Source organism: Companilactobacillus bobalius (assembly GCF_009764355.1).
In genome coordinates this window covers 82,869-102,298 of record NZ_LNUA01000076.1, presented here as the reverse complement: position 1 = coordinate 102,298, position 19,430 = coordinate 82,869, and the positions used below count along the sequence as shown (strand labels likewise).

At 34.1% G+C, this 19,430-nt stretch carries 33 protein-coding genes and 2 tRNA genes; all 35 read right to left on the bottom strand.

What is annotated here, in order from left to right; all coding sequences use genetic code 11:
- Position 1: 1 nt before the first annotated feature.
- The 35 genes from ATN92_RS15795 to ATN92_RS15630 all read right to left on the bottom strand — a co-directional run bounded on the left by ATN92_RS15795 (position 2) and on the right by ATN92_RS15630 (position 19,365).
- Positions 2–409: a hypothetical protein gene (locus ATN92_RS15795; RefSeq protein WP_056951612.1), complete on the bottom strand. Its 408-nt coding sequence runs from the start codon at positions 407–409 to the stop codon at positions 2–4.
- Positions 410–411: 2 nt separating this feature from the next.
- On the bottom strand, positions 412–783 hold the full coding sequence (locus ATN92_RS15790; protein WP_056951610.1) for a hypothetical protein: 372 nt from the start codon (positions 781–783) through the stop codon (positions 412–414).
- Positions 773–1,120, bottom strand: coding sequence for a hypothetical protein (locus tag ATN92_RS15785; RefSeq protein ID WP_056951607.1), 348 nt, complete (start codon positions 1,118–1,120; stop codon positions 773–775). The genes ATN92_RS15790 and ATN92_RS15785 overlap by 11 nt, the downstream gene beginning before the upstream one ends.
- Positions 1,101–1,418: a hypothetical protein gene (locus tag ATN92_RS15780; protein WP_056951605.1), complete on the bottom strand. Its 318-nt coding sequence runs from the start codon at positions 1,416–1,418 to the stop codon at positions 1,101–1,103. The genes ATN92_RS15785 and ATN92_RS15780 overlap by 20 nt, the downstream gene beginning before the upstream one ends.
- Positions 1,419–1,434: 16 nt before the next feature.
- Positions 1,435–2,763 carry a phage major capsid protein gene (locus ATN92_RS15775; protein ID WP_082604495.1) on the bottom strand — a complete coding sequence of 443 codons (1,329 nt, stop codon included), beginning with the start codon at positions 2,761–2,763 and terminating at the stop codon, positions 1,435–1,437.
- 3 nt (positions 2,764–2,766) lie between these two features.
- Positions 2,767–3,552: a head maturation protease, ClpP-related gene (locus tag ATN92_RS15770; protein ID WP_158106614.1), complete on the bottom strand. Its 786-nt coding sequence runs from the start codon at positions 3,550–3,552 to the stop codon at positions 2,767–2,769.
- The gene (locus ATN92_RS15765) at positions 3,539–4,846 is read right to left on the bottom strand and encodes a phage portal protein (protein ID WP_056951602.1); all 1,308 of its coding nucleotides are present in this window, start codon (positions 4,844–4,846) and stop codon (positions 3,539–3,541) included. The genes ATN92_RS15770 and ATN92_RS15765 overlap by 14 nt, the downstream gene beginning before the upstream one ends.
- A gap of 15 nt (positions 4,847–4,861) precedes the next feature.
- The gene (locus ATN92_RS15760; protein WP_056951599.1) at positions 4,862–6,508 is read right to left on the bottom strand and encodes a terminase TerL endonuclease subunit; all 1,647 of its coding nucleotides are present in this window, start codon (positions 6,506–6,508) and stop codon (positions 4,862–4,864) included.
- Entirely contained in the window at positions 6,495–6,818 is a 324-nt protein-coding gene (locus ATN92_RS15755; RefSeq protein ID WP_199250834.1) for a P27 family phage terminase small subunit, read from the bottom strand. The genes ATN92_RS15760 and ATN92_RS15755 overlap by 14 nt, the downstream gene beginning before the upstream one ends.
- Before the next feature lie 113 nt (positions 6,819–6,931).
- The gene (locus tag ATN92_RS15750) at positions 6,932–7,261 is read right to left on the bottom strand and encodes an HNH endonuclease (RefSeq protein ID WP_056951597.1); all 330 of its coding nucleotides are present in this window, start codon (positions 7,259–7,261) and stop codon (positions 6,932–6,934) included.
- 1 nt (position 7,262) lies between these two features.
- The gene (locus tag ATN92_RS15745) at positions 7,263–7,547 is read right to left on the bottom strand and encodes a hypothetical protein (RefSeq protein ID WP_056951595.1); all 285 of its coding nucleotides are present in this window, start codon (positions 7,545–7,547) and stop codon (positions 7,263–7,265) included.
- A 391-nt stretch (positions 7,548–7,938) separates the two neighbouring features.
- Positions 7,939–8,268 (bottom strand): hypothetical protein, encoded by a 330-nt coding sequence (locus ATN92_RS15740; RefSeq protein ID WP_143444251.1) that lies wholly within the window; start codon positions 8,266–8,268, stop codon positions 7,939–7,941.
- 369 nt (positions 8,269–8,637) lie between these two features.
- Positions 8,638–8,708, bottom strand: a tRNA-Gln gene (locus ATN92_RS15735).
- A gap of 90 nt (positions 8,709–8,798) precedes the next feature.
- A tRNA-Thr gene (locus ATN92_RS15730) sits at positions 8,799–8,865 on the bottom strand.
- Positions 8,866–9,197: 332 nt separating this feature from the next.
- Positions 9,198–9,695 carry a hypothetical protein gene (locus tag ATN92_RS15725; RefSeq protein ID WP_056951591.1) on the bottom strand — a complete coding sequence of 166 codons (498 nt, stop codon included), beginning with the start codon at positions 9,693–9,695 and terminating at the stop codon, positions 9,198–9,200.
- Positions 9,696–10,186: 491 nt separating this feature from the next.
- Positions 10,187–10,474: a hypothetical protein gene (locus ATN92_RS15720; protein WP_056951587.1), complete on the bottom strand. Its 288-nt coding sequence runs from the start codon at positions 10,472–10,474 to the stop codon at positions 10,187–10,189.
- Positions 10,467–10,646, bottom strand: a complete 180-nt coding sequence (locus ATN92_RS15715; protein WP_143444249.1) for a hypothetical protein — start codon at positions 10,644–10,646, stop codon at positions 10,467–10,469. The genes ATN92_RS15720 and ATN92_RS15715 overlap by 8 nt, the downstream gene beginning before the upstream one ends.
- A gap of 98 nt (positions 10,647–10,744) precedes the next feature.
- A complete protein-coding gene (locus ATN92_RS15710; protein WP_056951582.1) occupies positions 10,745–11,893 on the bottom strand; it encodes a site-specific integrase in 1,149 nt (382 codons plus the stop codon).
- The gene (locus ATN92_RS15705; RefSeq protein WP_056951580.1) at positions 11,856–12,539 is read right to left on the bottom strand and encodes an N-6 DNA methylase; all 684 of its coding nucleotides are present in this window, start codon (positions 12,537–12,539) and stop codon (positions 11,856–11,858) included. Before ATN92_RS15705 ends, ATN92_RS15710 begins: the two co-directional genes overlap by 38 nt.
- Complete coding sequence (locus ATN92_RS15700; RefSeq protein WP_056951578.1) at positions 12,514–13,083, bottom strand: hypothetical protein; 570 nt, start codon at positions 13,081–13,083, stop codon at positions 12,514–12,516. The genes ATN92_RS15705 and ATN92_RS15700 overlap by 26 nt, the downstream gene beginning before the upstream one ends.
- Complete coding sequence (locus ATN92_RS15695) at positions 13,052–13,327, bottom strand: hypothetical protein (protein ID WP_056951576.1); 276 nt, start codon at positions 13,325–13,327, stop codon at positions 13,052–13,054. Before ATN92_RS15695 ends, ATN92_RS15700 begins: the two co-directional genes overlap by 32 nt.
- Positions 13,324–13,590 carry a hypothetical protein gene (locus ATN92_RS15690; protein ID WP_056951575.1) on the bottom strand — a complete coding sequence of 89 codons (267 nt, stop codon included), beginning with the start codon at positions 13,588–13,590 and terminating at the stop codon, positions 13,324–13,326. Before ATN92_RS15690 ends, ATN92_RS15695 begins: the two co-directional genes overlap by 4 nt.
- A 49-nt stretch (positions 13,591–13,639) precedes the next feature.
- Positions 13,640–13,780, bottom strand: a complete 141-nt coding sequence (locus tag ATN92_RS15685; protein ID WP_156638745.1) for a hypothetical protein — start codon at positions 13,778–13,780, stop codon at positions 13,640–13,642.
- 4 nt (positions 13,781–13,784) lie between these two features.
- Entirely contained in the window at positions 13,785–14,279 is a 495-nt protein-coding gene (locus ATN92_RS15680) for a hypothetical protein (protein WP_087721292.1), read from the bottom strand.
- A gap of 13 nt (positions 14,280–14,292) precedes the next feature.
- Positions 14,293–14,769, bottom strand: coding sequence for a hypothetical protein (locus tag ATN92_RS15675; RefSeq protein WP_056951571.1), 477 nt, complete (start codon positions 14,767–14,769; stop codon positions 14,293–14,295).
- 28 nt (positions 14,770–14,797) lie between these two features.
- Positions 14,798–14,989, bottom strand: coding sequence for a DUF6877 family protein (locus ATN92_RS15670; protein ID WP_056951569.1), 192 nt, complete (start codon positions 14,987–14,989; stop codon positions 14,798–14,800).
- 24 nt (positions 14,990–15,013) lie between these two features.
- Positions 15,014–15,763: a hypothetical protein gene (locus tag ATN92_RS15665; protein WP_056951567.1), complete on the bottom strand. Its 750-nt coding sequence runs from the start codon at positions 15,761–15,763 to the stop codon at positions 15,014–15,016.
- Between the two features lie 9 nt (positions 15,764–15,772).
- Complete coding sequence (locus ATN92_RS15660) at positions 15,773–16,240, bottom strand: hypothetical protein (protein ID WP_056951565.1); 468 nt, start codon at positions 16,238–16,240, stop codon at positions 15,773–15,775.
- A gap of 4 nt (positions 16,241–16,244) precedes the next feature.
- The gene (locus ATN92_RS15655) at positions 16,245–16,622 is read right to left on the bottom strand and encodes a hypothetical protein (protein WP_056951563.1); all 378 of its coding nucleotides are present in this window, start codon (positions 16,620–16,622) and stop codon (positions 16,245–16,247) included.
- An 11-nt stretch (positions 16,623–16,633) separates the two neighbouring features.
- Positions 16,634–17,191 carry a single-stranded DNA-binding protein gene (gene ssb / locus ATN92_RS15650; RefSeq protein WP_056951561.1) on the bottom strand — a complete coding sequence of 186 codons (558 nt, stop codon included), beginning with the start codon at positions 17,189–17,191 and terminating at the stop codon, positions 16,634–16,636.
- Complete coding sequence (locus ATN92_RS19240; RefSeq protein WP_256970561.1) at positions 17,181–17,315, bottom strand: hypothetical protein; 135 nt, start codon at positions 17,313–17,315, stop codon at positions 17,181–17,183. The genes ssb and ATN92_RS19240 overlap by 11 nt, the downstream gene beginning before the upstream one ends.
- Positions 17,302–18,489 (bottom strand): conserved phage C-terminal domain-containing protein, encoded by a 1,188-nt coding sequence (locus ATN92_RS18965; protein ID WP_056951560.1) that lies wholly within the window; start codon positions 18,487–18,489, stop codon positions 17,302–17,304. Before ATN92_RS18965 ends, ATN92_RS19240 begins: the two co-directional genes overlap by 14 nt.
- 114 nt (positions 18,490–18,603) lie before the next feature.
- Positions 18,604–18,798 carry a hypothetical protein gene (locus tag ATN92_RS15640; RefSeq protein ID WP_056951558.1) on the bottom strand — a complete coding sequence of 65 codons (195 nt, stop codon included), beginning with the start codon at positions 18,796–18,798 and terminating at the stop codon, positions 18,604–18,606.
- An 11-nt stretch (positions 18,799–18,809) separates the two neighbouring features.
- Entirely contained in the window at positions 18,810–19,037 is a 228-nt protein-coding gene (locus tag ATN92_RS15635; RefSeq protein ID WP_056951556.1) for a hypothetical protein, read from the bottom strand.
- Between the two features lie 7 nt (positions 19,038–19,044).
- On the bottom strand, positions 19,045–19,365 hold the full coding sequence (locus ATN92_RS15630; RefSeq protein WP_056951554.1) for a DUF771 domain-containing protein: 321 nt from the start codon (positions 19,363–19,365) through the stop codon (positions 19,045–19,047).
- Positions 19,366–19,430: the final 65 nt, after the last annotated feature.

The window sequence follows — 19,430 nt, the reverse complement described above, 5'->3', positions numbered from 1 at the left end:
CTTAGAGTTGTAAAGCATCTTCCAATGCTTCCATTACTTTGTTAAATATTTTATTTGATGCAGCATCCCCACCTTGTTCAAAGAACCTTTGGTCAATGAAATTATGCGGTCCAATACCATCATTAGGAAATACCAGGTAGCCGAAACTACCCTTATTCTTTGCTGCACCGCCACGAGCATAAATTCTAAATCCCAAATTCAGCATGTCCAATTTCAGTGAATTAGATGTCTTAGCATGTTTCTTATCCCGATTTGATACTGGCATAAATTTTATGATGTCTTGAATAGCTTCCTTTGCCCCAAAGTTATGCACAACTTTGTTAACAGCATTCTCAGCCTTATCAGGAATTTTAGCCATTTCATTTTGAATAGCTTGAGATTTATCATAATTTAAGAAATATTCTGCCATTATTACCACTCACCTACTTTGATTACATGAACAAAATTAAGAGTGGTCATCTCGGCCTCTTCGTTGCTATCAGTAAACTTACCATTTTCCACTTCAGAGCCTGTGAAGCGTAATCTAGCTTTTTTAAGACTTTCAGCAAGCGACAAGACATTGATTGTTGAACTATCACGTGTGACAAATGATAATGTGAAATCCTTCAGAAATTGATTTCTATCGTTATCCGAAGGTCTGATAGCACCCTTCTTTGAATAAACAAAGAAGGATTTATTTGAAACAATTTCGTCTTTTCCTAAAGAGGTATCAAAAAGTGGATAAGCCTGTGCATTCATAATTTCAATGAATTCATCAAGATTTAATGTGTCATTAAATTTCATTTAGGTTTCCTTCCTTAGTTAAATACCAGAACATTTTTTGTCTATCCGTGGACAAATCGATGTATTCAATTTCATAGTAATCATCATTGATAGCTACTTTTTGAATGTTTTTATCGATTCCTGGAACAAAAAAAGTTTCAACCTTTAAATTAGATGTTTGATCCTTTCCAGAATCGAATAATTCTTCATCTTCTTGACGGATTTGTTTGTAATCAAAAAAGAGAAATCCAGCTTCGATTAAATCGAAGCCAATTTTCTCTTTCAGTTCGTTACGCTTAGTTTTTATTGTTCCGTAGTGTAAAACACCATCGGTAAAATTAGTCAGCCTTCGCTTCATTGAAAGACCTCCTAGATGAACCATTTAGAATTTGAAGATGTAGGATATCGCTTTGATAATCAATCGGAAACATCTGTCGATAGCCATCCCAATAATAGCGACAGTAATTCATTAGCAAATCATTTGCTACAATCTCTGTTTCTGTATCACCCACAAATTTAACCGGTCCAACTCGACTGGAAATAAACGCCATCCCTCGTTGGATAGCTTTTCTCAAGCTGTCGTCACGTTCAGTAAAGGTAATTTGAAGTTCACTCTTTACTTGTGTTAGCAACTTATCGTCTACTCTATAATCCATTAATTACCTCCACAAGCTATTCAGCTGGGACTAAGGATAATAGGTCATCCTTGGATGTCTTCCCTGTGTAATCAATCTTTTGATTATCTAGCCACGCTTTAATTTCAGCTACAGTTTGATCTGTCGTAGGCTTAGTTGTTCCCTTTGAATCAAAAGAGCCTTCTTCCGTTACATCACCAATTTTACCGGCTTTATGTACATCTGGATCTCCTTCAAGTTCTGGAACCTTAGCGCCTTCCATACCTGAAATATCAGCAACAAAGAATGCATTTTGATTCTTGGCAACACCCATACCAAAAAACTTAGCAATGAATAAATACATGTCTTCGATTGCTAAGGTTTGATCGTATTGATTAAACTCAACAGAACCCGAAACACCTAATACATAATTTTTTGTAAATCCAAAAATTAATCTATCCTCTGGAACTGCATATGATTGAATAATTGTATCTCCAGTTGGCAAAGTAATTAAATGCCAGTTGTTGTCAGCATCATTAACAGCCAATTGTGGGAATAGCTTTGACCAGTATGTCATAGGGTTAACCATAACTGAAATTGGTCCATTAGCTGTCTTGGCCTTTGTTAAAGCTGCATGAATTCCAGCTAATGACAATGGCTTCAAATCATTTACAGCAACTGTTTCCTTATCTTTATAAACTCCGTCAACGGCACCACTTAATTTCTTAATCATACCAATTGGTTGAAGTTTCCCATTTCCTTGAACAACTGCTGTTTCAAGCGTTGCACTCATGGTTTCCTCTAAAAATGTTGTTACATACTCAGACAAATATGCAGGTCCAAGCTTGAAGAATCCTTTAGGAATGGCAAGAAATCCAGATAGTTTGCTTGATTCTAGTGATAATGTTTTAAATCCATCTAACAAGATTTGTTTAATGTCTGATGGTACTGTGCCCCAGAATGCTGTTTTCTTAGTAGGATCAGCATAAATTAATTTCATCAAGGCTGTCACATTTTGAGTATCAATAGCTGCTAGCAATGGATGGTCTTCCTTAATACGTGATAATACGTCCTCAACTACTGTTTCAGGAAGTGTTTCATCTAAATTTTCGAATGATTGTTTTTTAGCAGCATCCGCAAAGAACTTTCGTTCGTTGGAGGTCATCGGTCTACGAATTCCACGTGTTTCAAGAATCTTTTCATCATTCATTTCTGTATTCATTTGTTGAACATGCTTCATAGCAGTAGCACCGATTGAATTTTGTAAAGATGTTGCAAACTCTCCAAACGCCTCTTCTTGAGCATTGTCATCACCATCACGCATTGCCTTAAACATAGCAATACGTGCATCTTTTACTTCTTGTGTATTTAAATCTGGATTTTTCATTTATTAATTTCCTTCTTCCGCAATAAATTTAGCAAATTTACTAGCCATTGATTCGGCTGTTGTCTCATGATTGTCTTCAATAGGTACTTTTTCTTCATATTGAATTCCATTTGATGTAATTTGAGCTGATGTAATTCTAGAATTTTTTCTAGCAACCATTTGATTACCTGAATACTTAGCAAATAATGATTGTTTAACATTTTCTTCAGTAGAATCCTCGTCATCATTTGCTGCTGAATCAACAATTTCATCTGCAAATCCCAAGGCAATAGCTTCCTCAGCATTCAGATATGTTTCATCATCCATCAGCTTGATTAATTCTTCTTCTGTGCCAACGAATCTTGTTTCATATGTCTTAATCATGGATTCATCCATAGCATTCAATCCTTGAATGGCCTTGGTTAATTCTTCCACATTTCCATAAACATCTGTAGCAGCATGATGTACCATAATCTGAGCATTTTCTGGCATAAAAATAGTGTCGCCAGCCATTGCAATGACTGATGCGGCACTTGCAGCGATTGCATCAATATAAATATTAATTTTTTTATTTGATTGCTTAAGTTGGTTGTAAATACCGATACCCTCGAATGCTATACCGCCATAAGAATTAATATGAACATCGACTTCATCACTATCAATTTCTGATAAGGCTTTTGCAACTGCTTTAGCAGTAATTGATTGCTCATCTTCATTCCAAAATGTTTGACCAATGAACCCATATAAATTTAGTCTTGCAGGTTCATTTTCATTTTGTACTAAATTAAAAACAGTTTTAATCTTTTTCATTTTCATTTCCTTCGTCATTATTATTCTCACCACCCTTCAAATCATCTTCAACCAGACTGTAATTCTTACTAATAATATGTTTATCAGCCCAATCTTCCTTGATTGGTTCATAATCCATAAAATTCAAAATGTCATTAACAGACCAAACACCAATACGACTAATCAATTCAGCAGAATTAGCAATCTTAGTGAGATCGTAATTTCTAATCTTATCAGTTCTAATCTTGCAGTATGTTCTTTTGGAAACATTCTTTTGACCAAACATTTTTCGATTGATTTCATCTTCAATTTGTTCAGCTATCGGATTGATACAGAATGAGATAAAGTTATCGGTCATTCCGTCAATGTCAGCTGTATCACCTTTTAACAATCCACGAGGAATCATAAAAGCATCAGCTGACATATCTACAATGTCACTGACCATTGCTGAAATATCTCTAGTGGTTTTGTTAGCAGCACTGCCTGAGGACTTACTGTTACCAGTTGAATTCAAATCATTAAGCGTTAAACCAGATTCTAAAGGTGTAACTGAATCTTTATCACTAAAGACCCCTTTTAAACGTTCACCAAACAAATCATCAATAACAGTGTCATATTCAGTTAACGGAGTACCGTTCTCATCAGTAACTTGAGTACCATTCTCATCAATAACCGGTTTCTGTTTTAATTGGTCAAATGTGGAATCAATATTCAAAGCGTACTTAATCGCATTACTCCTGTTATAGTTTTTAATTGCGCCATTCAGCAATGAGCCGTACTGCTCAAAGATACCGTCAAACAAAGATTTAACTTTTGAGTTATTCAGTTTCAAATGAAATACTTCATTTTCCAAAAAACTACTGTTCATAGAATAGTTATTAACTAAAATATTTGAGTAAATATTTGGTTTAAAAGCATATTCATGAAACGTAAAATCATCTGCTACTATCAATGATCCGTCAACTCTTGATTGAATAACTAAGGCTCCATCTTCGTTCATTACCATCTGATAAATAACTTTATTCCAAAAATCAGCTGCATTTTGATTTTGATTAGGCTCAATGTTTAATTGATACCAAACATCCCCTTGAAATCTTTCGCCCTTCTTAAAGGTTTGAAAATCACATTTCACTAAAGCATTAGCAATTCGATTAATACACAGCTGAATTGCATATAACTTAAAAGCAGTATTAGTTGTCGAAGAATTAATGTAATCTTCAAACAACTTATACTGCTTTTTTCGTAGGTCTATGGCTTGTTGTGACTCAGTAACTCTAACTGGTTCATTATTTTTAAATAAATCAAAAAATCCCAACCGCTCACCTCCTTTCTAGTAAGTATGAGTTCTTAATGTTCTGTGATATGTAGCAACCGGAACATCTAGTTTATCTCTAAATTGGAATGCATTTAGAAACGCAAAGAACCCATCTGTTTTTCTTAGCTTTGGTTCAATTTTTTTATATTCAATATTTCCTCTGCTATCACGATCTTTATAAACGTTATTTGTATACCAGCGCATCATAAAGTCATCATCAACATAAACAATATTATGATAAGCAAACAAATCATCAATCGTATTTTCCAGATCAGTATGTGTTTTGATACCGGTTCTTGCTGCTAATAGTTCGCCAAAACCATTATTAGTAAACTCTTGCTGTAAGTAATTTCGTCTAAACGTATCGGCTGCAATATCCTTGATGTCATAATATTTTGCTTGTTCCAATATCCAATCAACTACGTACTTAGGCCGGTTGGTTTCGTCGTCAATAATTTTAATAAATCCTTTTTCTTTTGCTACATCTAGTGGAACTTTGTACTTCCTATGTTCCAGTGCTTTGTAGTTAATCAGTGAGTGGTGTTTCCAGTAATATTTATTCCCAATTTTAAATAACAAACCTATACCACAGAAATCCATTGTGTCAGAAAAATCAATTCCCACAATACAACTTCTACCACGTAAATCTGGAGTAGTTTGGTTAGTTGCCTTGATGTTATCCCAACTGGCAACAGGTGATTGTGCCTTACTTGCTGGAATATTCATCCGCTTAGTCATAAATTCGATACGTGCCTGATCTCGATCATGAGCTTTTTCAAACTCTGATTCCATTTCTTGTTTTAACGTTGGAAAATAAATCAATGATGGATTAGCTTTTTCCCACATTGTTTCATCTTCCCATTCATCAGGACTATCAAGCTTACAAATGAACGGAAACATTCTTCGCTTAGGACGTTCGCCAGCAAGAACCATCTCACTCTCATCTTTCAAATTGTCCAAGAAGCCCTCACGATTATATCCATCAGTGGTCATGTAAAATCTACGTGGATAAGGTTTCTTACCAAGTCCGGAAGTAAAAACGTTGATAGTTTCTTCATCTTTATAAGCGTGAATTTCATCAAAAAATACCGCACCAGGTCGCCCACCATCTTTAGTATTAGCGTTGCTAGTTCGGTATTTTATTTTAGAATTAGTTTTTTTATATTTAATTAGCTTTTTAGTCCACTGAAAATATTTTTTATATTTACGTGGATTACTATCAAGCAAATCCCAAATTTCATTAAAAGAAGTAGTGGCTTGTTCTTCAGAAGTAGCTACAATATCAACATCATAATTTCTAATACCTTGCTTACTAGCTAGTAACCACTCTTCAACTGACATGAAACCAGTCTTACCACCACCACGACCTAACAGAACTAGAAATTCATCAAACATTAAGCTTCCATCATCATAAAATGCTCCATGTACAAAGGCCAAAATAAATTTTTCCCATGGAAGAAGTTTCCATACAAAATGTTTTTCAATATTCTCCAAGGCCGCATCTATCAAATCAGTTCTTAAAACAGCATGTAGATCAGCCAATTTATCAATTAGAAAGTGCATTAATTGGATTTGTTCTTTACAGGCAACGATCTTACCAGATAAAACACCATTCATGTATTCATCGATAGCAGGATGATATTTTACTTTAGAAATCGTCATCTTCTTCAGGCTCACCTTCAATCGTTTCAATATGTAGTTGCTGTAATATTTTTAACATCTGTGCATTAACTTTTACTAGCTCTGATATCGAGTCATTCTTTTTAAAACCATGTTGTTTGTCACCGTTTTTCCACTCAATTGATACACCACGAGCTTTAATATCTTTAATTAAGTCATTTTTTATATCAAAAAAACTAACATAATCATTTACCAAATCCTCAAAATGAGGTGTATCAGCTTCCATGGATTTTAGTTGATTTTGCAACGATTCTCTCAAATGCTTAGCATTTATTGCCTTCTTTCCAACCACAATTTTTAATACACCCCCCTCTCATGTGAGAATCAATAAATTTGTTAAGTCTTCACCCTATCCCGTTGTTTGTCTCCCCAAGGGATTTGCCGTTTGGTTTGACCGGGGGGGTGCTACCAACGTTCTTCATTCTCAAATTTGTCTTTATGAAATGCTTCTAACTTTTCTGGATGCTCCTGATTATGATGTACCCTGCATATCGTCTCGGTGTTACTTAAACTTAATGCTTGTAAAGGATAATCACGAACATGTTTGATGTGATGAACAGTAGTAGCATGTGTATGCTTGCCTTGTGTCTTGCATACCTGACACTCTTCATGATCTAACTTCAGCCTTGCCGATCTCACTCGTTGCCACTCTCTTGTGTGATAGAACTTAATCACATCATCATTAGCAATCCAGTCTCTTAGTTTATGTAACATGTCATCAGTCATTAAGTTCATGTTACTTCTTCATACCTTTGATATACTCTTTAGCCCATACACCTATTAGTTCAGTGATGGCGTCAACACTCAGCTTCTTAGGATCAATATCCAACTCTTCCAGTTGAGCAGCGTTGTGTGGCATGAGTAGCATGTTGCGCATCAGTGATACAAACAGAGCAGCAGCTTCCTCATTAGATACTTGATTCATTGTGAATGAGTCAAGGAAGGCTTGCTGTATCTCATCCATGCTCATCCTGTTCTCATCAAGATATTCCTTGATGTGTTTCTTTTGTAGTCTGTTCATTGACATACCTCCAATCTATTTCGGCTACTGGAATCGAACCAATTTTATTAGCTAAGGAAACTAATAAGATACCAACCTTCCAACCGATACATAACTATCTATGTTGATGTTAACTTTTCCGATGCTTTAAAATCTAAATTGAACGCTTAAATTGCTACAACTTTTATCGTGGCTTTTTTGTAAATAAAAAGACCACATCGTTTGATGTGACCTCTAATTATTTATCTTTAAAGTATTTAGTAATTAATATCGATATTATTAGCACTGTAATAAAATCAACTAACAAATAAATTGTCAGACTATCAATCATATATATATCCTATTTTTTATATGATTCAATAAATAATTTCAATCTTGAAAGAAGTGGTTACAAATTCAAATAGGCAAATCTTTATGATGCAGGAACATCAAATGTTGATTTACAACTAGAACATTTATAATAATGTCTTGAACTTCCATCCGGGGTTAATCTAACAAGATTGTTTTTACTTCCATAACAACCGGGACAATATGGTCCGTCATCACTGACAAATACGTATCCATTTTTACCAAATGCTACTTGTTTTGTAATATCTCTTTCTTTCTTTAATGTAGCAACATCATGAACTAATTCAATGTTTTCATTATATAAATCCATTACTTGTCCTTGAAGTTCAATAATTGAAGAATTCAATTCTGAATCATTGATTTTCTTTGCAATTTTTGAAATGTCTTTAAGCATATTAGATATCTCCGAGTATACTACCATTAATTTCCTCCTGAAAAGTTTCTCAAGAAGATTATATAAAAACACCATCGATTAAGATAGTGTTTTCTAGTAAATATAGGGTTTCTCCACCTATATATTATTTTGGAACCATCGTCAGGTATGGAATCGAACCATGCATGTTTGAATTGTCTTGCCACGCTCTCGACTACGTACGCTACGTTAGAGTCGTATCAAACGGAGGCGATATACATATCAATAGCCCTTTACACTATCTCATCATCCTGTGTTACCCTTTTCACCACTGACTACTGCTGTTGTTTGCAAATTAAAAGAACTAAAAGCTCTTTCTTTTATATTTTATGATTGCTTTACGACAATCAATTGTGCAGATAGGAGTTGAACCTATGCTCACAGAGTCAAAGTCTGTTGCCTTACCACTTGGCTACTACACAATATTGGCTAGGATTAACCAGCCCAATTATATCCGAAAGGAGGAACTCAAATATTTAATACTTTTAACGTGGAAGCTGGCACTCCCACAATAGCATGAGCAGGACTCGAACCTGCATCGCCGACACTGTCAGTGTTTTACCATTAAACTATCACACTACTACTAACCTTTACGGTATCACGTCTGACCCCTCATCATCACGGTGTCAACCACGTACGAATAGTGGTATAAGTTTCACGGCTAGCAAAATGGACTGGATGGAATCGAACCATCAATTACAGAGGTCATCCCTGCTGTAAACCCCAACTGATTCAGTCCAAACTTGAGTTAAGCTTTGGCATTAACTAATCGAAAACATATTATAGAAAAGGAGGTCAACAAAGTGCTACAAAAAAGTATTATAGATAATCCTTACCGAAATTATCTACAATACTAATATAAGCTTTTAAATTAGGGTTTTGTCGTCGTCTTTTGTGCATGAAATGTGCATTCATCTAGAAATGTCATTAAGGCTATCAATCCCAAACAGCATGACTTTTAATTCACCGAATGCTTTTTTCTGATCTCTTCTTAAAGTCGAATCGTCTATGTTCCAATATTCGCATAGCCACTGCTTACTCTTTCTCTTCTCACTTAGATACAAGCCGTCAATAATACCGAACTTTCTTTTGTCAGCATCATTACCAGACATACATATTTTTTTATACTTACCAAGAACTTCATTAACGAATTCCATCATTTCTCTGGAACGTTCTCTATATCCAAGCAACGCATACAAACTTAATTGGTTTCTAGATAGTTCACCATCTATGTCTATCTCAGGAAGTTTTACATCAAGATGATTTTGTAAGTATCGATAATTCACCAAGAGAATCTTCACATTTCGTAATTCCTTACCTCGCTCATTATCTGTTTTCTTGTCACTAATATTTATAATTTCAGTAGCAAGCTCCTTAATAGATTCTGGTGTTAAACTTATTTCTTTCATCCCTGTAATCCCTTCCCATTGTTATTATCGATGTCTTTTATTGAAAGCAGCTTCAAATTAATTAAAAATATTGCAGCTCCCTCTCTAAAATCAATACTTACTTCAGTCTCACTTAATTTATAAAATTTGAATCCATCTTTACAATACAATCCTTATTTGGATAAGCTCTTTTTAGCTTAACGAGTTTGCCATCATCGTACGTGTATACCCACAATCCAGACTATTTTAAAACAATTTGTTGTCTAATCATCTGTCTTTCTCCTGATCGTTACCGACATTTTTCATTATTCCAATTATTTCTTTAAAACTAGATTTCATTAGTTTGTTTTGTTTAGCCACGATCTCATAATCTTTAACATTTTGATTATAATTTTTTGTTAAGTCATCATTTTGCTTTCTGAGTAACTTATTTTGCCTAGAGATTTGATAGCAAGCAATTAAGACAATGAATATAAAAGCCAGAATAAAAAATTCAGATATCGATATTGGCATTATTTAACTTCTACATATTTTTTTCTAAATACTTTATCTCTAACTGCCCAATGTTCACCATTGGCACCCGTGACAATCCAATCACTAATTTTTAGTTCTAAAAATTCTTCCAACGATTTAATAAAATATCTTGGTCGCTTTTTACTCAATTCAATAGCTATCGGACCGAATCTTGTCTCTTTGATATCGTAATCAATTAATTGGAGATCATAATTCTTAATCATTTCTTGAGATCCATCAAATTGTTCAGCCCTTATTAATTCAGTTCTTTGATATTCCTTAATCATCTTCCTGTACGCCATATCCTAATTTTCTATTCTTAATACTACATTCAGAACTTACAGATTCTAAAGTCTTCAACAATGTGCTGAACGTAGACTTATCCATTACATTTTCTGTCAAAAAGTTCTTATTTTCTTTAACCATTGTAGTTAAATCGGATATTTTAGAATTAACCATGTTTAGCTTTTGTTTGTCTTTTATATTCATCCCTCTAATCCTTTCATAAAGACTAACCAGCGGGCTTTTAATCCTTTATCACCAAAAGTAGTTATTGACTAAGACAGCAACCCTTTGATTTTTTCATCTGATGCTCGTTTCTTTTCCTCAAGAATATGAGCATATACTTTAAAGAGCATACTCGTATCCGTATGTCCAAGCTGTCTAGCAACAATTTGAGGTTGAATATCTTGATAAAGCAAATATGAAGCATAACTATGTCTTAGCTTATGTGCAGTCAATCTTGGCAATCCTAAATGGTTTTCAATAAGTTCAAGCTGATTATTAACCGTACTATTAAATATTCTTACACCTTCATTAATAAGTGGCCTACTAGGATCATTGGGAATATCGTACTTTTCTTTAAACTGATAATATTTTTTTAGTAATGAATAAAGTGTTTCATCAATTGTTATGTGTCGTATCGAACCAACATTTTTGGTATTTTGAAATTCTCCCTCAGGCTTTCTATAATTCCAAGTTTTTGAAATATTTAAGTAATCACGTTCTACATCTGTGTACCGAAATCCTAACGCTTCTGCAAATCTAGCCCCTGTATGAATTAATACGGCGTAAAGCATGTAATACATCTGATAGCTACTGCTTTGACCTCTTCCCTTTGCTGATTTCGTATAGTCCTCACCGTGATAAATTGGTTCTTGATCTAACATAGCATCCAACTTGAAGTCAATATAAGACTTAAATTTATTAAACTGCGTAGCACTAAATGCTTTAACCTTTTGTTTTACCGCTGCTCTTTGTTCAGGGGTCCATGTTTCTTCGACAGAGTGAATTACGATTCCGGTTTTTGCATATCCTCGAATATATCCATCATCTACCGCGAAGCCTAAACCCGCACCAATTTGAGTTCTAAAATCCATAACGGTCAAGCGTTGATGTGTTTTTCCGTAACCATCCAATATAAACTGCAAATTTTGACGATTATTTTCTAAATCAATTAGTAACATATCAGGAGCAATTTTTTTAATCTGTTCCAAGGACGCAAGATATTTATCTAAAGTAACGCCTCTAACTTTGCCTTCTTTTTCAGTTGCTATGAACCATTTATAGTAATCATAAAATGTCATACCTCTAACTTTTTTTATTAAATTCTGTCTGCTAATTTTTCTGGTTGATCCATCTTCAGCTCTATAATACATTTCTGCATTATTAGCGAATCTCCTTGATACGCTCAATTGATTTTGCATCAAATACTTCCTCCAATTTGTTTTCAATATGTTCTGGATAGCGTTCGTCACTCCAGCTTTTAATATTGAATTCTTTTTTGACCTCTTCTGAATAAGGCATTATGTTTATATCGCTAAAGCTTAATGCATCATTCTTAACGTTTTGTACGAAAAAGATACCCTTACATTTTTCTCTGGATAAACTGTCAATTTGAATCACAGTTGCGTTCATTCCACGAATTGCTAAATTAAAAAGTAAGAACGGTATCGCTCTATCTGATAGTTCTTCTAAAATATGATAATGTTCACTAGGTCTATAGTCCCAAAGCGTTTGCTTTAAACATTTTTGATAATAATGATCAATCACAATTCCACCAGTTCCTGCGGCAGGTTCAAAATAATTATCGTCTTTTGTATTAACTAACTTATTCATGATTGTTGAAACCGATTGAGGAGTAAAGTCCTGCTTTTTCTTCTTCCGATCAGCCGCTTCATCTTGAAAATACATATGAAACCAGTCAAAACTCATATCCGTTTCATTTTTTAGGAACACTTTGAATAATTGAATACGTTTATCTTTATTCAATATTGTTGATAGCAGCTTCTCTGGTGCCTTCCATGAATCATTCACGCCAATTAATTCATTTATCTTTTCTGTCGTTAGCATCTATTTCTCTGACTTTCATTTTTAATCTCACAATATTAATACCAGCTTTATTTAATTCTGGATTGTTAAAAAAATAACCTTCATGATGAATTCTGGCAATTTCTTGTTTGGTAACTTTGGTTAAATTCTTTTTTGAAAAATTCCGATTATTTCCATCAAGAAAATAAATACGTTCATTAGAATTTAATTTACAGTCATGATATTTTTCATACACATATCTGGAATATTGTTTCCAGCCAGTATCGGTTTTTATCAAAGCTTTTCCATACTTCATATATTTGCTACCGATTGGAACTGGTTTTCTACTCCCACTATTAGCTTTCATTAAGCCTTTGGTTCCCGTATTCCAGGGAATCATCCCAGGTTTAAAATAATTGTTATAGCCACTTTTTAATTTATGATGCACTTTGAATGATCTAAGTTGTGTGGCTGTAAAATTTGTGTCAAATTTTTTATTGACCAAATTTGCAAGCTGCTGACTACTAATACTTTTATAGTTTTGATAAATAAAGTCACTTTGTTTTTTCGTGAATATCCTTATCATCTTTATCATCACCTAGTAAAATTTGTGAACGTCCATTTGAATCAGCACTGTTAATATCATCATATGCAACCTTTGCCTTCAACATCACATTTGCGTTTTGAATTATCTTATCCCCAACATTAGTCATAGCTTTACTTCTTAAAACTTCTTTATTGAGTTCTTCATCGGATAATGAATCGTCATTAAGGCGTTCCATTTCTTCAAATAAATGATTATTTAAATCGACTAATGTATTTTTTGTCATCCCAACACCCTGATTAAACGGCCTTTGTACCGTGTAAATTTCTTACCGTCAACTGCTATACAAGTAACCTTTAGTCCCATCCGATCTATGACCCAAAACGCACTTGCAGCATCCTCTTGATCGCTATACCTTTTATTAGCAGTTGTGTACTCCTGAACTTTTTCATTTCCGTTATATAAACAAATGGTTTTGTAATTATTACTATCAAATCGAGATAACCACCATTTGTTATATGCCTTTTCTATTTTAGTTAACTTCGTCATTTTCCAACTCTTCCTTTTGCAATTTTAAATCCTATTACCGAATTTATTTTTACTCATCAGCATATTCCTTCAATATTTCATCGATATTCTCAGCGCCTGCATACGCATCTTCTTCTTTGAGTTCATCATCGTCAAATGGACTTAGATTTTTAAGATATTCGACTACTGCTTCATACTGTTTGCTATTCATCTGCTTATTCCTCCACCAGTTCATTTTCAGGAACTACTTCCATAAAAGGTTCATATTTAGGATTGATATCCAACACTTCTTCTTTAGTAAATTGTGTTTGATAATCTTCATTCTGATCCTTAATGAAGTGAACATAATATTTCTTGTCCGGAAACTTAGCCTTACCGGTATAAAAATCGGCAATATCTTTTGAAAAGCCAGCTTCTTCATATATTCCGATATAATTCAACTTATTATTCAAAGCTGTGAATCCACTATTCGATTCAAAAATATCTCCAAAGATATGGAATAAGTCATGGTCTGACACGGCATCTTCTAATTCTTCACGTTCCATTTTTGTCCAACCCTTTAAAACTCGTACATTGCTCATATCTTTTACCTCATAATTAAACTTTTTTGTTAGTGGAATTGGAAAAGCTTTTACTAAATCTTTAACACTCATTGAGGTTTCTCCATGAATCATTCCACCACAAAGCACAGCGTCATTTATTTTTGTCATATGTCGTCTATCCTCAACTAACTTTTGAAATTTTATACGTTACTTTATGTGGTCTAGCTTTGTATCTAGCACTTTTCCAATATCTAATTTTCTCAATTGGAACTTTCATAAACTCAGATAGTTCTCTTATCGTCCCTGTAGCAATCTTTTTGTGTTCCCGAATCAAATTGTATGTGCCGGTTCTACTAAGCTGTTCATTGTGATTTTCTAACCACTTAGAATTATTCAAGTTACCCATACGAATCAAGCAATTCAAGCTCGTAACAGTAACACCCAGTTCATTAGCAATTCGTTCTTTATCAATTCCTTGATTCAGCATAAGTTGAGCTGATCTAAAATCGAAATCATAATATTTAAATTCAAACGGATCTTTGCCGTCGTTAAAATATTTTCGTATTTTAATCATTCGTTCATCGAATAAAGGGATGTTAGATATATCGCCATATTCCATCTCGCATTGATATATAAGACCTAACATTGGATTAATCATTTTTATTCATCCCCTATCTGATATTCCATTAACTAATACTCTTCAAACGATTGGACCACCTTTGAGCATATCTAGCTTGCTGCCACATATATTCATCAGTGTCATTACCACCAGAAGCCATCCAATCTGTCATTCTTTTATTTATGTCCATCAACGCTTCCATTGGAATTCTGTTAGACAAAGAGTTAACAATATCAATTGGTAGTTCCTTACTTCTCATAATAAATTCACCATCCCTACAGAATTAAGCAATTACTGTTACATGTCCTGATTCAATCTCATCATTGAGATTATCATCTAAGTATGTCTTGATATTATTCATGGCTTCATTCTTCCAAGCTCCACCGTCAGCTTCAAATAACGCTGCTTCCATTCCCTCACGCATTCTGAATACAAACTTACTCTCAGGTTGTTCAACTTCAATAAATGTTCTATATGGTCTCATAGTTACTGGATTAGGAACCTTAACGGCTCCGACAGTAGCAATACCCGTTTTAATCTGAACTGATTGACTAACACCATCGTCAGAACTTTGATGAACCTGTTGTTCTTTCAAATTACCGATTACCTTTAAAATGAGTTCACGATCTTCTGTTTCAGCAAAGCGTGATTGCAGTGCAATATTTAGTGTTTCCGCCTCATAATATTGATTAAATCCAAAATCTGGAATCATTGCTTTTGAATCAATTAGTTTCTCACGTCTTCCATATTCATCGATGGCACCAAACACTTGAACTCTAGTTGGTGATATTACTTGAACAAACAATTGTTTGTCCTTTCGCTCATTCATATTCTTAATTAATTCAATAATTCCAGACAACGTTGAAATTTGAACTGAATCCTTACTTTGATTCTGAGGAATAACTGGTTTTGGCTCTCCATAATCGTTAAATGTGTAATTACGTCCTTGAATCTGAACCAATCTATCTCCGCTATTGGCAGCATTTACTAGTTCTTGAATTTTCTCAATTGTTTCACTTGTTAAATTTTCCATACTTATCACCTATGCCTTTTTACCTTGTTTTTGTAAATCAATCACTTGTGCTTGTTCTGATGATTCTTTTAAATCTTTAGTTTGTTTATCTTTATTTTCGACATTCTCTATCTTTTCACCGGTATCTGTACGAAGATCACCATTATCATCGATATATGTTTGTCCTTTGATACCTGATTTCAATTCATTAGCTTCAATTGCTCCTGTATCATCGTTTCTACCAACAAGTAATGTAGTTGATACTCCATTCTGTGGAACTAGCTTAGATTTAACTTCAGAGTACACAGAAATGGCATCCCTATTATCATTTGGTAAATATGTCAAAGTAATTGTGACCGAACGTTTCTTTTTTGCATCGGTATTTTCGTCAAGAATATTTTCACTAACCTTTTTAAGTTCCTGTTCAAATTTTTCCTGAACACCACCATTGGACATTTTTGATAAATCGAAATTTATTAGCTTTTTTACTTTCGTCATTTTATTAATCTCCTATTCTATTTAGTAAGTCGAACATGAATGACTGCATCCTGGTCTTATCGAATTTGTAGCAACGTAATTCTTCATTAACTGGCCTATCAATTGAAAGAGTACAATCACCAATAGATAGATACCCATTACTATCAAGCTCTCTGTCGTAGTATTCGCTATAATCACTACCTCGGTTTGTCGCTTCTTTTGGTTGGAAATTTTTCCAACATTGATTTGCTTGCTCAGATAAAAACTCTTTTAAATTGTTCCAAGTTTCTTTATCAAATTTCATATCGCTGTTTTCTGATAATGGTCTTGCCAAAAAAATAGCATGTTTTCTTGTAACAACAGTTAAAACGTTGCGTTTCTCGTCTTTAAAATTTTCAATCAACTTAATTCCCCCTAGAATGGCAAATCATCATCCGAAATATCTATTGGTTTCGAGTTATCAGCAAACGGATCACCCATATTATTGTTCAAATTATTAGATTGATTATTATTATTATTATTGTTGTTGTTGCTTTGACTATTATTGTTTCCGTATGAAGTCTGATTTGATTGATTTTGTTGATTATAATTAGGTGCTTGATTTGAGTCTGAATTATTTGAACCATTGCCAGAACTCCTCTTTTCAGATTCTGAACGAGATTCAAGTAAGGAGAAATTATCAACGACAACTTCAGTTACATAGACTTTTTGTCCTTGCTGATTGTCGTAATTTCGTGTTTGAATACGGCCGTCAATTCCAACAAGCGAGCCTTTATGGGTGAAGTTAGCAAAGTTCTCTGCTGCTTTACGCCAAATAACACAATTAACAAAGTCGGCTTCACGCTCACCTTGAGAGTTAGTAAACTGTCTATTAACCGCAAGTGTAAACCCTGCGACTGCTGCACCATTTTGTGTGTATCGAAGTTCTGGATCACGTGTTAAACGTCCTACTAAAACAGTTCTATTTATCATCAGTTTTTCCCCAATCTATAAAGAATCTCGAAACTATTATTAATCCAACAGCTGCAAGAACTATCCTGCCTATCATTTTCTTTTCCTCCAATGGTTTCCCCACGATTAATTTACTTAACGTCATATTTTGCCCTCATTTCAGCAAGCTCTTCCATAATTTCTTCATGACTTTTTATATATTCATCTTTGCTTGGTACATGTGCCTGATTCTCTGGTGCACTCCAATCTGTACCAATTTCAACAATTGGTTGTCTCCCTGTTCTTTTTCCAACAGGGATGTTAGATTTTTCATTCAAATATCCTTCAAAATTAGGACCGAATAAAGTTTGTGGTCTTAGATATATGTTTCTGCTTGGATCATTTAGCCAACTGATTACTTTTTTATCAATAACCTTCTTAAAATCATCTAGTCTAAATCCTTCATTCCATCTTTCAAGAATCATTTCTCTAGATTTAATAGTTGTTGATTTAAATGATTTACTGGTTTGAGCATTTAAGTAATCGATTATTGATTGATATGGAATAGCACCGTCGGGTTTCCCGACAGTATCTTTATCTAAATGGTTATCTAATAATGGTTCTCTCTCTTTATAGTTTTCTAAGTAGGGGGATTTAATTTTCTTAGTAGGTTCGTTAAATTTATTAAGTACCCCATTAAATTTTCTAAGTAGGTATATTTCTCTTTTAAGTACTTGCTTTGGCTTATCGGGATTGTAAAATCTTTTAGTTTCGATATACGATTTTTCTTCAAGATTACTAACCAACTGAGAAGCTCTTGCTGAACTACATCCTAAGAAGTTAGCAAAGTGTGAGTTACTTGCGAAACATCCCAAGTCACCAAACGATAAACTACTAATTTCAGTTATTAATGCCATCTGAGACTTATTGATTCCTTGTTCAAATAACAACTCTCTTGGAATCCAGACGCCTTTGAAATCTCGCTTGTAATCATCAATATTTTCTAATTCTTCAACAGTGAAATCAGTTTTATGTTGTTGAATCGGATATGTCTTTATTGGATATATTTCACGTCTACTGACTTGTTTCTTACCCTTCTTGTAAAAGAGCTTAACCGTTATGTATTTCTTGTCTGTGAGGCTCCTAACAAGCTGTGAGATTCTTGCTGAACTAATTCGTAGTATCTTAGTAAAGTGTGAGTTACTTGCGTAGCAACCTCTTCTACCGGCCAAACCTATAATCTCTGCATAAAAGAATCTTTCCATAATTCCAAGATTCCTATCCATCCAAATTTCTTTTGGGATCCATATGCCACTAAAGTTAATAATTTCATCAGTCATACAAATCACGCCTAACTCTTATATTTTCTTGTTAAGTAAGACGTTGTATAATAAACATGTGTTTGGTTGTTTATTATACAAACGTCCACAAGATGCTTATGTCCTGCAAGACAACTACATCTTTGAAGCCTTTCTCTTATTGAGGAGGGCTTTTTTCTTTTCCTTAAAATCATCATCACAAAATAACCAACTTTCAAAAAGATTATTCCAATCCTTTAAAACCGATTTTTCGTAAAATGGTCTCCAAAAGAATCCCAGTACAAAAGATAAAATTGGTACCCACAGTATGCTTGGAACTGATAATGTCATTTTTATTCCTCCTAAAATTCAAATTCATATGTATATGAGTCCGTTGTTGATGCGTTAACTTCAACGTTTGCACTTTCTAATGCATCCATTGCCCCATCTGACAAAGGTTGATTGAACGCCATAGTCACCGACCTCTTTCCCAGTGATACAGCCATCACAATTTTTTTAGCTAGTTCTGAGTATTGATAGTCCTCTTTTGCTTGAGGAATAAACTTTTGTAATTTATTTAAATCATTCATATTTCTTTCACTCTCCTGCTATTTTTAAGTTCATGATTCTATCCATGTTTTCTCTGCAAAAAATTGAAAACGTCCGATAATCAAATTTGTATTTACCACCCTGTCGTGGATAGTAAACCGGTCCTCCATTTTCACTTCTCAATTCCTTCTTAAACTTGGAGTCATTCAATACTGCTCTAAGTCTCTTAGGATATAAGCCACTCATTCTTGCCGTATTCTTAAAATCCGTATAAATCAGTTCTGAACTTTCGGCTTCAAGCTGTCTTTTGACCTCATTTCTTATCATCTCTTCAAGCTGCTTGTCTGGGATTGTTGTCGCCATTTGCATAATAATCACCTCCTTTCATATCCATGAATTTAGACCTTTGCGTATTTTGGACACGTGTTTCTTTG

Excerpts from the sequence above, each read along its gene's own strand:
- ATN92_RS15725 (WP_056951591.1), bottom strand. The coding sequence starts at position 9,695 with ATGAAAGAAATAAGTTTAACACCAGAATCTATTAAGGAGCTTGCTACT.
- ATN92_RS15780 (WP_056951605.1), bottom strand. The coding sequence starts at position 1,418 with ATGGATTATAGAGTAGACGATAAGTTGCTAACACAAGTAAAGAGTGAA.
- ATN92_RS15785 (WP_056951607.1), bottom strand. The coding sequence starts at position 1,120 with ATGAAGCGAAGGCTGACTAATTTTACCGATGGTGTTTTACACTACGGA.
- ATN92_RS15695 (WP_056951576.1), bottom strand. The coding sequence starts at position 13,327 with ATGACAAAAAATACATTAGTCGATTTAAATAATCATTTATTTGAAGAA.
- ATN92_RS15630 (WP_056951554.1), bottom strand. The coding sequence starts at position 19,365 with ATGCAAATGGCGACAACAATCCCAGACAAGCAGCTTGAAGAGATGATA.
- ATN92_RS15715 (WP_143444249.1), bottom strand. The coding sequence starts at position 10,646 with ATGGTTAATTCTAAAATATCCGATTTAACTACAATGGTTAAAGAAAAT.
- ATN92_RS15790 (WP_056951610.1), bottom strand. The coding sequence starts at position 783 with ATGAAATTTAATGACACATTAAATCTTGATGAATTCATTGAAATTATG.
- ATN92_RS15680 (WP_087721292.1), bottom strand. The coding sequence starts at position 14,279 with ATGACAAAAATAAATGACGCTGTGCTTTGTGGTGGAATGATTCATGGA.
- ATN92_RS15720 (WP_056951587.1), bottom strand. The coding sequence starts at position 10,474 with ATGATTAAGGAATATCAAAGAACTGAATTAATAAGGGCTGAACAATTT.
- ATN92_RS15775 (WP_082604495.1), bottom strand. The coding sequence starts at position 2,763 with ATGAAAAATCCAGATTTAAATACACAAGAAGTAAAAGATGCACGTATT.
- ATN92_RS15750 (WP_056951597.1), bottom strand. The coding sequence starts at position 7,261 with ATGAACTTAATGACTGATGACATGTTACATAAACTAAGAGACTGGATT.
- ATN92_RS15640 (WP_056951558.1), bottom strand. The coding sequence starts at position 18,798 with ATGACATTATCAGTTCCAAGCATACTGTGGGTACCAATTTTATCTTTT.
- ATN92_RS15705 (WP_056951580.1), bottom strand. The coding sequence starts at position 12,539 with ATGCTAACGACAGAAAAGATAAATGAATTAATTGGCGTGAATGATTCA.
- ATN92_RS15745 (WP_056951595.1), bottom strand. The coding sequence starts at position 7,547 with ATGAACAGACTACAAAAGAAACACATCAAGGAATATCTTGATGAGAAC.
- ATN92_RS15685 (WP_156638745.1), bottom strand. The coding sequence starts at position 13,780 with ATGAATAGCAAACAGTATGAAGCAGTAGTCGAATATCTTAAAAATCTA.
- ATN92_RS15665 (WP_056951567.1), bottom strand. The coding sequence starts at position 15,763 with ATGGAAAATTTAACAAGTGAAACAATTGAGAAAATTCAAGAACTAGTA.
- ATN92_RS18965 (WP_056951560.1), bottom strand. The coding sequence starts at position 18,489 with ATGACTGATGAAATTATTAACTTTAGTGGCATATGGATCCCAAAAGAA.
- ATN92_RS15710 (WP_056951582.1), bottom strand. The coding sequence starts at position 11,893 with ATGCAAAATCAATTGAGCGTATCAAGGAGATTCGCTAATAATGCAGAA.
- ATN92_RS15670 (WP_056951569.1), bottom strand. The coding sequence starts at position 14,989 with ATGAGAAGTAAGGAACTACCAATTGATATTGTTAACTCTTTGTCTAAC.
- ATN92_RS15795 (WP_056951612.1), bottom strand. The coding sequence starts at position 409 with ATGGCAGAATATTTCTTAAATTATGATAAATCTCAAGCTATTCAAAAT.
- ATN92_RS15675 (WP_056951571.1), bottom strand. The coding sequence starts at position 14,769 with ATGATTAATCCAATGTTAGGTCTTATATATCAATGCGAGATGGAATAT.
- ATN92_RS15700 (WP_056951578.1), bottom strand. The coding sequence starts at position 13,083 with ATGATAAGGATATTCACGAAAAAACAAAGTGACTTTATTTATCAAAAC.
- ATN92_RS15770 (WP_158106614.1), bottom strand. The coding sequence starts at position 3,552 with ATGAAAAAGATTAAAACTGTTTTTAATTTAGTACAAAATGAAAATGAA.
- ATN92_RS15740 (WP_143444251.1), bottom strand. The coding sequence starts at position 8,268 with ATGCTTAAAGACATTTCAAAAATTGCAAAGAAAATCAATGATTCAGAA.
- ATN92_RS15660 (WP_056951565.1), bottom strand. The coding sequence starts at position 16,240 with ATGACGAAAGTAAAAAAGCTAATAAATTTCGATTTATCAAAAATGTCC.
- ATN92_RS19240 (WP_256970561.1), bottom strand. The coding sequence starts at position 17,315 with ATGACGTTAAGTAAATTAATCGTGGGGAAACCATTGGAGGAAAAGAAA.
- ATN92_RS15760 (WP_056951599.1), bottom strand. The coding sequence starts at position 6,508 with ATGACGATTTCTAAAGTAAAATATCATCCTGCTATCGATGAATACATG.
- ssb (WP_056951561.1), bottom strand. The coding sequence starts at position 17,191 with ATGATAAATAGAACTGTTTTAGTAGGACGTTTAACACGTGATCCAGAA.
- ATN92_RS15690 (WP_056951575.1), bottom strand. The coding sequence starts at position 13,590 with ATGACGAAGTTAACTAAAATAGAAAAGGCATATAACAAATGGTGGTTA.
- ATN92_RS15635 (WP_056951556.1), bottom strand. The coding sequence starts at position 19,037 with ATGAATGATTTAAATAAATTACAAAAGTTTATTCCTCAAGCAAAAGAG.